The sequence below is a fragment of the Ruegeria sp. BG11 genome, from assembly GCF_056538565.1.
The window spans coordinates 1-12389 of sequence record NZ_JBQFTH010000012.1 but is presented as its reverse complement, the minus strand read 5'-3'; the positions used below and the strand labels follow the sequence as shown (position 1 = coordinate 12389).

Genomic DNA, 12389 nt, shown 5'->3' with positions numbered 1-12389 from the left:
TCAAAAAATTACTGGTTATGCGCAGCAGCGAGCGCTTCGCGAAGTTTGTCTTCTTGTTCCTGCGATAGGGACGTCTGAAGTATTTTCGGGTCGTATTGTTCGATCTCGGCTATCACTTTGTCCGGTGTGGCCTTGGCGACAAGCAGAAACAGAGCCGATGAATTTGGTTGGATGGTCTGGCCCAGATCTTTGATGAAATCATCATTGATGCCGTAGTCGGAAAGGGATCCGCCAAGCGCGCCCATTGCCGCCCCAGCCAAACCGCCCACGGCCATGCCCGCGAGTGGGTTGAGAACAAGAATACCAGCCAACATACCCACTATTGCACCGGTGCTCAGGCCGGTACTGGCGCCAATTCGGGTCATGTTCACTGACTGCTTAATGTGTATGTCGCCCTCTTCGGGCCGCACAACGACGCAGGCATCCAGCAGGTCGATCAATTCCTGTTTTTTGAGTTGTCGTAGTTTTGTTAAAACGGCATCTGCACTGTCGACACCATCAAATGAAAGAACAACAAGATCAGCCATTGAAGTCTCCTCGGGTGATTTGGATTACATCGTCAAAATCGTATTGGAGTGCAAAAGTTGGTAACGCGGGTCCGATGGGACCCGCGCAAAACATCATTCGATAACGACCTGACCAGTCACTGCCTGTAACGGCTCGGCCTCTGCCACCTCGGTTGGGCCGGTACTTGTCCCGGGCAGAACTTCGAACAGAGGATCGAATTCAACCATGGTTCCAGCGAGTTTGATCAGAACGCTGACGTCACCGTCAGCCGTTGCGCGACCGTCGGCCAGCAAGTCCTCGAAATCAGCCTCTCCGGTCATCACAAGTTCCAGATCGGATCGGTTCAAGGTCAGAGTCAGATCTGGCTCATCGAAGGCGAAACCTTCGACATTTGTGAGTGTTGCCTTGGCCAGCTCGATCGCAAACATCTCACCATTGTCGGGCGTGCTGAGGTTCATCGTAAACTCGATGCCTTCGGCCTTGCGGCTGTCCATTTTGATCGCAAGGAAATCAAGGAACAGCTCAGTCGACATCGCGCGTATCACTTCTGGGCTGGACGTGTCGGCCGTTTCACCGGTGGGGATGCCAGAACGAAGTTCATAGGCACCGGACAGGAAGCTGTTCCGCAGGCCCGGGTTCTCTTGCTGGTAGCCAAGTTGTTCGTAAACGTCGGCCAACAAGTCTTTTACTTCCTGATCTGATGGATCCGACAGGAACAGTTTGTTCAGAATCTCGGACGCTTCGAAATATTGCCCTGCATTGTGTAGTTCCAAACCCTTGGCCATAATTGGATCTTTGCCGCCCATCATCTCGACGTAGAGCGGAGCTGAAGCTTCTGGTTCTAACGGTATCAGGGTCGCGGGGTTACAATCCCAGAATCCAAGGAACCGCTGAACAACGCCGCGCGAATTGTGCTGAGGTGAGCCGTGATAGCCACGTGTATGCCATGTCTGCTGCAAACCCTGTGACGGCTCATAGTGGTGATGTATCTGGTTAATCGTCACGCCCTGATTGGCCAGATGCAGGGTCTGGTTATTCATATGAGCATAAAGGTCGCGCTGATCTCTCAGAACCTGCTGCACGCGGTCGTTGCCCCAACGCGGCCAATGGTGCGAAGCGAACATGACGTCTGCCTCTTGCCCGAACAGGAACAGGGCACGAGAGATGTACTTTGACCATCGAAGGGCATCGCGCACTGGCGCGCCACGCAATGTATAGATGTTGTGCAACGTGGCTGTCACGTTTTCCGCCATCCACAGGGCCTTCATGTCTGGGATGTAAGTATTCATCTCAGACGGCGCTTCAGTGTTGGGTGTGTTTTGGAAGATCATCCGCACGCCATCGACCTCGAATTCTTCGATGTCGTCCTCGACAATCCGGGTTGGCGCGATCAGGCCAGTGGCACCTGCTGAAACGCGCTTGCCGAGACCCTGATTGACGAACCCATGCGGGGCCACGGGCAACAACAGACCATACTGGTAAAATAGCCGGCGGTTCATTGCGTTGCCCGCGAACACGTTCTCGGAAATTGTGTGTTCCATGAAATCGCGCGGAGCAATGATTTCGACATTGCCGGAATCGACGTCCTCCTGCGAAACGATGCCGCGAACGCCTGCCCAGTGATCGCCGTGGGAATGAGAATAGATCACGGCTGTAATCGGCAACCCTTCACCTTTGTGTTCCGAGAACAATTCCCACGCGGCTCGCGCCGTTTCGGCCGAAACCAGTGGGTCAATGGCGATCCAACCCGTCTTCCCGCGTACGAATGAGATGTCGGACAAATCAAACCCGCGCACCTGATAGATGCCGGGTATTACCTCGTACAGACCATAGTTCTGATTCAGCTTGCTGATACGCATCAATGACGGGTGGATACTGTCGTACTCGTCTTGCTCGTCTATGAAATCAAATGCGCCCCGGTCCCAGGCGACATTGCCCGCGTCTGCCATGATCTGAGGTTCCGGCATTTGGGCAATGAAACCCTTGGCAACTTCGTCAAAGTCCTGAGTGTCAGAGAAAGGCAGTGTTTCTTTCGCTTCGGCCAGGATTTTGAGCGTGTGCTCGGACGGTGCTTTTCCTTTAGGGTGAAAGTGGCCTTCTAATGGCGCGGCTGTCGATGTAGTTTGTGCTGCTGCTTCTTCCGACAAAAAAGTAGGACTTACTGCAAACGCGGCCCCAATTGCTGGAACAGTTTTCATGAAGTCGCGCCGATTAGGTGCCATCGTATTTCCCCCCTATTGATAAAGTTGTCTGAAAAGCATTGCCTCACATCCTAACATTTAAATGTCATTGTGGAACGATTAAGATTTGGGCAGTATTGCACGGCTCATTATCCAGCACAGCTCGCGGACGTATTGAATACCTGAGTGTTTTCTGAAGATTGGGCCGTCTTCAGTGAGCACGGCAACAAAGGACGCGATCTAAAAATAGGTGGATCACAGATCAGGGGGAAACACGATGGCAGCTACCTGCAATGCCTCTCTGTCGAGGCGAGACTTTATCAATCTGGCCGCTGCTGCTTCTCTTTGCTGCATCTCAAGTTGTGCCCCGTTCGACCGCAGTAGTTCGATCGGCGACATAAATTCTGAGCTCACAGCCGCGTTGGAACGGATACCTTCTGATGATGGCTCAGATCTGGTTCAGGTCGCCCGGGAGATTGAGGCGAATTCAACACAGATGATCCAGGCGCACGCGGCCTTTATTGAAGAATTCAACCGGTTGTCCGCCAACCGCTCTGTAAAACGTTCCAAGTTGGTAGCTGTTTCAGACAGATATGACACCGAACGCCGTTCGCAACGCGATAACCTGCTGGTATTGCAGGGGCAATTGCAGGCGGCAATCCCGGAAGAGTACTGGCCAGAAGTTGCTGAAATTCTGTACGAAAAGGCAGACATAGTCGCCTCGGGAACCAGTTTGGAGTTGTGAGATGCCAGTAATTGCGACGATAACCGCGGTCACTTTCTTGTTGGATGGATCGTCTGATTTGACACCATCATTTCTGGAACCCAATACGCTGAGAACCGACTTGGATAAGGCTATTTCGCCCGCAGACAGCGATGTCCGGACCGCGGCTCTGAAAATTGTGAGCGACTTGGAGGTTGCCGTTGATCGGTTCCGTGCCGCGGTCGAAGGTGCTGCGGACATTGCCATTCTCGGTTCCACGGACAAATCAGCATCGGCATCATCCACAAGAGCCATTTTTAGTGAACTGGATCGGGAAAGAGATCGAGCGATAAGCGCGGTAATCGACTCACGTGATCAACTCGTTTCGCTTTTGGATCAGGAGACCTGGTCGCAAGTATTCGATGGGTAATGTTTATTGAGGAAGGGGGCAATGTCCACCCTGTCGTCGCTGCAACGCTATCCATAAAGTCGGCGAAAACGTTTGTTTGGTGAATTGGATGATGATGCATCCCATGAGGCGTGCTCAAAGTGCTTGCAGACGATGCCGCTACTTTTTGTCTTTTTCCTTTTTTTGGTCATTTGAGGGCGCTCGCCAAAATGAGGCCGCGCCCCAAATCACCAGAACAACCGTAACTATGCCACCCACAATAAATTCCATATCAAGATGATAGCCACACGAGCTTGTTGGCGCAACTTTTCAACACCGCAAAATAGACAAAGGGACGTTCAGCCTTCCCTTTCAATTTCGGACAAACCCTCTGCATTATCCATTTTGGGTCAAGTTTTTAAGGGCGTTGCGGATACCAAAAAAGAACTACCTCTCAGACCGCTCGCTTGGACGTTCGGGTGTAAGGCCAAGTTTGGCTGCCTACAGGTAAGGGGAAAGTAGCCGGGCGAAACCGTTGCGCAATTTGGCCAAAAGCGGGAGATCATTGATCTCTTCGAGGCTGATTTCTCGAGCGCCAAGTGCTTTTGAGTCAAGTATGGCATGGAGTTCTTCCGACAGTTCTCGATGATAGCATTCAACATTGAACTCAAAATTCAATCGCAGGCTTCTGGGATCCCAAATTGTGCTTCCAACAAGAGCCCAAACGTCGTCCACGAGCATGAGTTTCGTGTGATCGAACGGTGGCTTGGTGAAAAAAACCCGGCAACCATGTTCCAAAATTTGCCCGATCTGCCCCATAGCTGCCCACTCGACAACCTTAACGTTGTTGTTGGATGGTAGGTAGATTTCGACCTTGATGCCACGGAGCGCCGCCACTGAAAGCGCTTCTATCAGCCGAGAATCCGGTAGAAAATATGGGCTGACGATACGCACCCGTTCCCGCGCGGCCGACAGCGCTGCGAAAATGAGTTTGCTGAGCGTCTCGAAATCCTCGTCTGGTCCGTGCGAAATCCCCCGCGACCAGACCGTGCCATGGCGGGTAAGCTCTGGAAACCATGCCGGGCCGCTCAACTGCTCACCGGTGGTAAAGGCCCAATCCGTAACGAATACTTGCTTAAAGTGGCTTACCACTGGCCCCTCGAATTTGAAGTGCAGGCATTGTGTCGGCGCCTCAGGATCGAGGTTCAGGCAATGCGCTTCACGAATATTGGTGCCGCCTGTGAAGCCAATGCAGCCATCCACAACAAGGATTTTTCTGTGATTTCTGAGGTTTGAAAAGCGGCGTGAGGAGAACCCGCTTGTTGGAAGAAAACTCGCGGCTTCAATGCCCACCTCTTCCAAACGAGTAACCATATTTTCTTTGCTGTAGCGCGCGCCAACGCAGTCGATAAGAACGCGCACTACCACGCCGCGATCCTTGGCGCGGACGAGCGCATTCAAGAATTCTTCTCCTGCTCGGTCGCTGTCAAAAATATAGCTCAACAATCCAACCGATAATTTGGCACTATCTATGGCCGCGATCATCTCCGGAAAGGCCTCATCACCATCTCGCAGGCAATCGACCGTGTTTCCCGGCAAGAGTGGCTTTGCGCTAAGAGCTTCCCCGGCACGGGCTAATCCGGCCAAGTGAGGTAGTTGGATATTAGCCTCTTCAAACAACACTCTCTCACTTTCCGAGAGAGAGAAGCCTGGAATTTGGCGCATGGTGTCTGACAGGCCCATCCGTGTGCCAGCCCGGTTGATCCGATTGACACCCAGTATGATGTACGCCAACGAGCCAACAAACGGCGCAAGCCAAGCAAGGGCTGACCAGCCAATGGCCGCGCATGTATCGCGCTTTCTCAGAACAGCATGCACAGTGACTCCGAAGGCTAAAGACACCTGCGCAAGCGTGACGAGAAATGCCCACAGGTAGACGAGGCTCAAAATACGATCCTCCGAATGCAGCTACACCACTTGAAGCCTCACCCTATCTCTTTTGATTAACAAGGGTGCAAAAAGTTTGGTTTTGAAATGCTTGGATCCAGCCGTTCTACCACTGACATCACGCTTGGCGCACCTCATAAGCCGTCTCCGAGCCTAACCAACGCCTGCTTATCGCCATTCTGCGGACCTCGACGAACGGTGCAGCGAAGGTCTGCTTCCCGCCCTTCGTGTCGTACTTCACCCCCCTACCCTTCCCAATCCAACTTTAACCAATAGCGGGTGTATCTGAGTTCACCTGTTCGGCTCAGCGCCCCCTTTTCTACCAGGTCCTGCAGATCCCGCGTCGCCGTGGCGCGCGACGTTCCCGTGATAGAGATATAGTTCTCGGCGCTGAGCCCCCCTTTGAACCCGTCCTGTCCAGCCTTGAACAAACGGGCGACTACCTTGCTTTGGCGGGCGTTAAACTGATCACGATACCGATCGTAAAAATGCGTCTTGGTAATAAAGAAGCCGACCCGCTCAAGCGTCACCTGCTGTGCTGTAAGGACTGTCTCGGCAAACCAAACGAGCCATGGCGTGACGTCCAGCGTCTTTTGATGGCGTTCAAGCTGATCATAATATGCCTTCCGCTCTCGCTCGATCGTGAAAGCAAGTGCAATCAGACTCGGCTGACCAATGTTTTGTGCCAGGGACTTTTCAGCCAGCGCCCTACCCAACCGGCCATTGCCGTCTTCAAAGGGGTGAATGCTCTCGAAATAAAGATGACTCAATCCTGCCCGGATCAGTGCACGCAATGGTTCGGGACCACCCGGTGCGGTCCGGTTGAACCAGGTTACGAACTGGTCCATTTCAGCCGGAACCTGACGTGAAGGTGGCGCTTCGAAATGAACCGTTGGACGGTCTAGCCTGCCTGAGACGATTTGCATCGCATCCTCATGGCTCCGGTATGATCCAATCGATTCCAGATGCCTGTCATGGGACAGAAGCATGTCATGCCACTGAAACAGGGTGTCGTGTGACAGTGGTTCTGAATAGTTGGAATAAACGTCCACCATCATTTCGGAAACGCCCTGCTCGCGCGGTTTGGACGGATAGCTGTCGGGAGCCAGTCCAAGATGTCGGCGCAGGGATGATTGCACGCTGAGCCGATCCAGCATCTCACCTTCGATCGCGCTGGTTTTCATCGCCTCTTCGCTCAGCAGGTCGATACGCAATTGATCACGATCTGCCCGGTTCACATAATGTACCGCTCCAAGCACTTCCCCTGAGGACAACAGGAACTGTTGCTCGTATGGTTCGAGTCTTGAGGCATCGTAACGAAATGTCGGCCAATCAGGGCTCTGCCAGTTCCACATCGTGAGGTATAAGAATCCAGTCTATAACTCATTATTTATTACTTTATGATCCATAGAGGTCAATCCTATAGCTCACTTCTTCCCGAACCGTTCAATCCAAACATTGGATTGAAGGATAAGCTGACGACAGAAAATCTCTTCCTGTTTCAAAAAACCTACGAACCATTGGAGGTCCGCGTCAGCATTGCGCTTGGAGATAGTTCTCCCTTTTCAATCTTGGCCAGTAGTGAAATCAGATAAGCCCCTGGAGATTGTATGTTCTCAGCACGCTGAAAGATGTACCCGAGAACGATGAAGCGAATAGCTGGGCCAAACGTTGATTTCATTGCATACCAGGTTTGGCCAAGCCGTAGATACTCGGCGATATCATCCATAAGCCGATCACAGTGGTGCTGATCTTTTGCAAAGCGTAGCTCTGAGCATAGCCGTGGAAAACTGCGCTCCATTTGGTCTGGAGAAACCTGAATCTGAGAAAGTTTTTCTTTCTTAACTTCCGGATTCAAAGAGTCCTCTTTGTGCCCCTCAATTTCATTGTCACTGTCCCTCAATTTTTCTGTATCTGTCTGTGTTATTTCTGAGATTTCCACAGAGATTTCTGCCAATAGCTCGCAGAGTACATTCGCATCTGGTTTGCGACGCAGAGCATTGCGTACGGTGGTCATCAAATCGGAGACCGCGGTGTCATTTGCTACGAGTTCCCTAAGGCGTGCCAGAGCGGCGGAAACCTTGTCACGGAGTACAGTGAACTCCAGAACTCGATCAGCGTGCCTCTGGGCTTCCTGGATGAACTCAGGGTGCCGTTCAGACAAGGGCATCAAGGAGAGCCCAGTTGCGGTGACCACCCTGCCCTGTCGATCCCGGCGCGCCCATCGCTTACCGTTTGCGCTCATTACGCGGCGGATAAGTCCAAGCTCAACCAGCGTCGAGATATGACGCTCAACTGTCTGCACGCTGACATGCGTCCGTTTGGCGATCGCCGCGTTGGAAGCGAAGCAGATGTGATGATCATCTTGGTCCGCAGTAATCTGATCACCGCCCACAAAAGAAATCATGGCTCTCAGGACATTGAGAGTTGTGGATTTCAACCCAAGAGGTTCTCTGGCCTCTTCAACGGCGCGAAGAAGTATCCATTTTTTGGGTGTACTACTCCCCTGCCCTGCCGTCCCCGACAAGGTTGCTCCATTTGGAGCCAATGCTGCTACTGTTTTCATGATTATCTATCGGCAGACAAAAATTACCCGTTCGCTCAAGAGCGTTTTTTCTTGTGTGGCGATTCGGGTGCTGCTAGATTCTAGGTGTCTAATCTAAGAATTGCGCTTTGCGCAGCAGCCCTCGAAGCTCCGGTTTCGGGGGTTTTGTTTGTTTGCCTTCCTCCTTTCTGCTCGTCCTCAGTTCTTTTTCTTGGCGTTTACAGCTGTAAACTCAGCGTGTGAGCGCTTGATGATTTCAGCCATGTTTTTGTCCAACCAGCTAGCGAAGTCAGCGTTAGCTCCGGTCCTTTTGACCGAAACAGTTAGTGATCCGTTGGTGGATCTGATTGTAACTCCTTCAATTGGGCTGACTTCGGCTGCACCTTCTCTTTGTCGTGCACCACGTTTGGCAGCTGCTTTTAGGAGCATTTCCAGCCGATCATCTGACGACATTGATGGCTCAATGGTTGCAAGCAGGTTTGCCGCTTCATCTCCCGCCAGCTTGCCTGCAACGAAGTGTTCTGCAAGCATGGTCCATTTTGGGCGGCCTGATTTTGGGGCTGCGCCGATCATGTCACCAATCTTTGCAGGAACATGTTGCGTAACTTTTGTCAGGTGAGACAGCCCTGATTTCGAAAGGTTCAATACTTGCCGCACCGTTGCAGAGTCATGCCCGGAAGTCAGGATCGCCTCGGCGAAACGTGCTTTCTCGTAGAAGGAAAGATTGCGCCTCGCAGCATTCTCAAGCCCTTTGGCGAGAAGCGCTGAAGCGTCGTCGATATCCTGAACATTGGCGCGGACTCTAATACCGAGTTCACGACAGGCTTTGAGCCTCCTCCTCCCATAAATTGCTTCGTATCGACCGTCGGATTTCGATTTTCTGACAAGAATGGGAACTTGTTGGCCACCGTCTTGGATACTCGACATCAAGCTTTCAAAGCTATCGTCTTCTTCGTCAGTGTTTACAGCTGTAAACTCACCAAGCCTATCGGCTGGCCCCCAATCGTCGATCAGAGCAGGGTCAATTTCCCTGATTGCGGCTAAGGAGCCCTGAAGCGCGCCAAGTGCAGGCGCATTGGGTTTTGGGGCTTTGTCAATGGTCTTGGGGCTAGAGCGCGCGATGGTGTTTGCGATCCCAGACATCTCCTGAAGCGATTTTCTAGCCATTAGCTGCGTCCCCATGCTTGATGGATCATTTGCTCTACCTCAGAGCCGATCGCATCCATTGAGTTCTTTGCTCGATCATAAGTTGCGCGTGTCATTTCCGACCGCACGACCTCGTAAATTGATTGTTTGAGCATTGTGGCGTCACTGATTGCGGTGCTCTTGAGGGCCGTAGCTGACATAACGCGATCCTGAAACAGTGCTCGCATGAACGAAGCCAGTTGTTGAGACGGTACGTCTGTCGGCTCGTCGCGCGTTACCAGGAATTTGAAGTTGTCGTATTCGAGCGTCGCGCCGGCATCTTCAATGACTGCCATGTAAGCACCAGCGAGTTCGAGAAATTGAGCCGTAGAAGACACGTCCAGCATCGAAGGTGTCAGTGGCACAAGCAATGAACTGGCGGCGGCCATCCCGGCTATTGTCAAGAATCCGAGTTGAGGTGGGCTATCAATCAGAACAAGGTCAAAATCGCCTTCTACCTGGGCCAAGGCATTCCGTATTCTCGTAAAGAACGGATGGTCCGGGTTGGAGTGAACGGCAGATTCTGTCTCAAATTCGGAAAGAACAAGCCGTGACGGTGCTACAGACAGACCGGGGAAGTATGTCGGAAGCACAACGTCCGCCATATCTACCGGATCTTCATACCGAATGGCATCGTAAATCGTCAGCCCGTCAAACTCTATTTCAGGGCTGATGCCGCACATGGATGTAAGCGAGCCTTGTGGATCCAGGTCAACGGCCAGTACACGGTAACCTCGAAGCGCAAAATAATGAGCCAAGTGAATTGTTGTGGTGCTCTTGCTGCTCCCACCTTTGAAGTTCATCAACTGCCAGACTTGGAGTTTCTCTCCTTCAGTCCGACGAGGGATATAGCGCCCCTTTTTGCGAGAAGTTTTCTCAAGCGTTTCGCGAGCCTCCCAAAGCTCATGCGCGGTATAGTAACGTCGACCGCTGCGCACGTCTTTTGGTTCCGGAATCGTTCCTTCTGCGTGGACCTTACGCATGAATTGACCTGAGACACCTAAGAGTTCGGCCGCTTCTGGGGCTGCAAAGTTGCGTAATGATTTGGTGTTGTCAGGGGCGAATGCCGCAAGAAGATGTTCCCGGATAGCCGAGTTTAATCTCTCAGAAATTTCCGTGGCGAGAGCTGATGGTCGTTCTGCCGCAAGTGGTGTCACGGGAATCATGTAGTTGCCTCAAATTAACGAATGTGGTCATTTTTGCGCCACTTGAGACAAACAGCCGTGATTCATTGCCCTAAGTCAAGGATTTTCGCTTATATTGTGGGTTCTACAAAGCTGCAAACTACATACGCTTTGCATCAGAGCAAATTGGTTTACAGCTGTAAACCTTGCTGAAGCGGTTCCCGGGCTACTATTGCCGATGAAGTTCTGCGTGCAAAAAAGTAGGCGCGTGCACAAAACCCTTCTGAATGCTCCGCCTCGAGTTGAGCTTTTCCCAGCGAGTAGTTGGCGCAAAGAAATAGCGGCTTGAGCACCAAGACAAGTAATTGGGAAGGGCAGGGGGCCAATGGAGCTGATGACGTATTTCCTCAACCCAACAAATCTGCCGCCGGGTTTTCCGCGATATCGACATCGTCGTAATATTTCTGCGCCTGGGCCATGGAGCGATGCAGTGAGAGGCGCATGGCAGCCTGGATTGGGGCGCCATCCAATGCGGCCTGTGTCAGAAAACCCGAGCGCAGCCCATGCGGCGAGGCGAATCCCTCGGGCAGCCCAGCCAGTGCCAGCCGATGTTTGACGATCTGGTAGATCGCATCCGGGCTGAGCCGGCGTTTCAGCGCCCGATCCGCCTTGGAGACAGGTCGGAACAGGGGGCCATCCTCTATCCCGCCCACCTCGATCCAATGTTTCAGCGCTTGGGCTGCGCGGCCCTTCAGCACCAGCCGCGGCGTTTCACCTTTGGTTGTCGTCTTGGTCTCCAGCAGTGAAATCCAAACCAGGCTTTTCTCGCCGAACTCCTTCAGCGAGACGTCTTCAAACATCAATCCGGTGATCTCTGAACGCCGTCTACCACCAGAAGCCCAACCCAGCATCAGGATCGCCCGGTCGCGGCAATCGCGACGGCTGCCGCGGCAGGTGGCCAGCATTTGCTCGAGGATGTCGCGGGTGATCGGGTGCTGCGACTTTGGGGCGGGGGGCCGGGCGGCGGCGCGGCGGGCCTTGGCCCGGGCCTGTTTCACCTGTGGCGCATCGAACGGGGAGGGCAGATTTTTCATCCGGTGGAAGGCCAGCCAGGAGGCGATGCGCCGGTCCAGCGTCGAAGGGGCAGGGCAGGCGAGGGACTTGCGCAATCCCTGAGCAATCAATGCTTCTGCGGTTTCGCGCGCCACATCCGTTTCTGGTGCGTCATTCAGATCGCGGGCGTGATCGAGAATGAAGGCGAGCGCTGTGGCCTCGCTCTCGGGCCAGCGCAGCGCCAGCTTGAACCGGGCCGTCTTCCACGCTGTCACATAAAGCAGATCGCGCTCATAGGCCCGTAACGTATTGGCCGGTGTGCCGCGGATGTAGAGATCGGTGAGCGCCTCTTGATCCGCCTGAGACAGGGCAGGGGGAGCGGCGGGAAGGTAGGGCGCTGGTGGTGTCATGGGCGCTATTTTGCGCGGTTTTTACGGCAAAATCAATAAACCCGATAAGGGATACTTATCAGATGTGATAGCGATTTGAGTGTGTCTTCAGGGTAAGGCGCAAAAGTTTTTGATTATGAGCGTAAAGAGGGCAGGGTACCAAATATCACTACCCTTTGAAGGTGTAGACGCCCCCACTGGCCTCAATGTGCCATTGTGGGTTTGCAATCACCTGAATTGAGGCTTCTACACGTTCAGTGCTTAACATTGCCGATGCGGTTTCGTTGCAAAGTTTTAGGTCAGCCAAATAGTTCTGCGATCGCTTCAGTTCAGGTTGCCAACTCGGAGAATTGACGAAACGGGCAGAT

Annotated in this window: 11 protein-coding genes; 2 read left to right on the top strand and 9 right to left on the bottom strand. The window is 52.9% G+C overall.

Annotated features, from left to right (window positions below; translation table 11 throughout):
- Positions 1 to 8: 8 nt before the first annotated feature.
- Positions 9 to 527, bottom strand: a complete 519-nt coding sequence (locus tag ACR0JF_RS18390; protein ID WP_170662848.1) for a DUF1269 domain-containing protein — start codon at positions 525 to 527, stop codon at positions 9 to 11.
- 93 nt (positions 528 to 620) lie between these two features.
- Entirely contained in the window at positions 621 to 2705 is a 2085-nt protein-coding gene (locus ACR0JF_RS18385; RefSeq protein WP_480669603.1) for an alkyl/aryl-sulfatase, read from the bottom strand.
- Between the two features lie 259 nt (positions 2706 to 2964).
- Here ACR0JF_RS18385 and ACR0JF_RS18380 point away from each other — a divergent pair, with 259 nt between their 5' ends.
- Entirely contained in the window at positions 2965 to 3432 is a 468-nt protein-coding gene (locus ACR0JF_RS18380) for a hypothetical protein (RefSeq protein WP_170662844.1), read from the top strand.
- A gap of 1 nt (position 3433) precedes the next feature.
- Positions 3434 to 3820, top strand: a complete 387-nt coding sequence (locus ACR0JF_RS18375; RefSeq protein ID WP_170662842.1) for a hypothetical protein — start codon at positions 3434 to 3436, stop codon at positions 3818 to 3820.
- A 459-nt stretch (positions 3821 to 4279) separates the two neighbouring features.
- Here the strand turns inward: ACR0JF_RS18375 and ACR0JF_RS18370 are convergent, their stop codons facing one another.
- The 7 genes from ACR0JF_RS18370 to ACR0JF_RS18340 form a co-directional block, all read right to left on the bottom strand.
- Positions 4280 to 5725: a phospholipase D-like domain-containing protein gene (locus ACR0JF_RS18370; RefSeq protein ID WP_170662840.1), complete on the bottom strand. Its 1446-nt coding sequence runs from the start codon at positions 5723 to 5725 to the stop codon at positions 4280 to 4282.
- A gap of 245 nt (positions 5726 to 5970) precedes the next feature.
- Positions 5971 to 7080, bottom strand: coding sequence for a Fic family protein (locus ACR0JF_RS18365; RefSeq protein WP_170662838.1), 1110 nt, complete (start codon positions 7078 to 7080; stop codon positions 5971 to 5973).
- A 155-nt stretch (positions 7081 to 7235) separates the two neighbouring features.
- Positions 7236 to 8291, bottom strand: coding sequence for a helix-turn-helix domain-containing protein (locus ACR0JF_RS18360; protein ID WP_170380599.1), 1056 nt, complete (start codon positions 8289 to 8291; stop codon positions 7236 to 7238).
- A gap of 177 nt (positions 8292 to 8468) precedes the next feature.
- A complete protein-coding gene (repB, locus tag ACR0JF_RS18355; RefSeq protein ID WP_170662836.1) occupies positions 8469 to 9437 on the bottom strand; it encodes a plasmid partitioning protein RepB in 969 nt (322 codons plus the stop codon).
- Positions 9437 to 10621, bottom strand: coding sequence for a plasmid partitioning protein RepA (gene repA, locus ACR0JF_RS18350; protein WP_170380597.1), 1185 nt, complete (start codon positions 10619 to 10621; stop codon positions 9437 to 9439). Before repA ends, repB begins: the two co-directional genes overlap by 1 nt.
- A gap of 365 nt (positions 10622 to 10986) precedes the next feature.
- Entirely contained in the window at positions 10987 to 12042 is a 1056-nt protein-coding gene (locus ACR0JF_RS18345) for a tyrosine-type recombinase/integrase (RefSeq protein WP_170662834.1), read from the bottom strand.
- 148 nt (positions 12043 to 12190) lie between these two features.
- A partial coding sequence (locus tag ACR0JF_RS18340) for a hypothetical protein (protein ID WP_480669602.1) occupies positions 12191 to 12389 on the bottom strand: 199 nt, incomplete at its 5' end.

What these genes read in the sequence shown, in the direction of transcription:
- ACR0JF_RS18390 (WP_170662848.1), bottom strand. Translation starts at nt 527, where the DNA reads ATGGCTGATCTTGTTGTTCTTTCATTTGATGGTGTCGACAGTGCAGAT.
- ACR0JF_RS18385 (WP_480669603.1), bottom strand. Translation starts at nt 2,705, where the DNA reads ATGAAAACTGTTCCAGCAATTGGGGCCGCGTTTGCAGTAAGTCCTACT.
- ACR0JF_RS18380 (WP_170662844.1), top strand. Translation starts at nt 2,965, where the DNA reads ATGGCAGCTACCTGCAATGCCTCTCTGTCGAGGCGAGACTTTATCAAT.
- ACR0JF_RS18375 (WP_170662842.1), top strand. Translation starts at nt 3,434, where the DNA reads ATGCCAGTAATTGCGACGATAACCGCGGTCACTTTCTTGTTGGATGGA.
- ACR0JF_RS18365 (WP_170662838.1), bottom strand. Translation starts at nt 7,080, where the DNA reads ATGTGGAACTGGCAGAGCCCTGATTGGCCGACATTTCGTTACGATGCC.
- ACR0JF_RS18360 (WP_170380599.1), bottom strand. Translation starts at nt 8,291, where the DNA reads ATGAAAACAGTAGCAGCATTGGCTCCAAATGGAGCAACCTTGTCGGGG.
- repB (WP_170662836.1), bottom strand. Translation starts at nt 9,437, where the DNA reads ATGGCTAGAAAATCGCTTCAGGAGATGTCTGGGATCGCAAACACCATC.
- repA (WP_170380597.1), bottom strand. Translation starts at nt 10,621, where the DNA reads ATGATTCCCGTGACACCACTTGCGGCAGAACGACCATCAGCTCTCGCC.
- ACR0JF_RS18345 (WP_170662834.1), bottom strand. Translation starts at nt 12,042, where the DNA reads ATGACACCACCAGCGCCCTACCTTCCCGCCGCTCCCCCTGCCCTGTCT.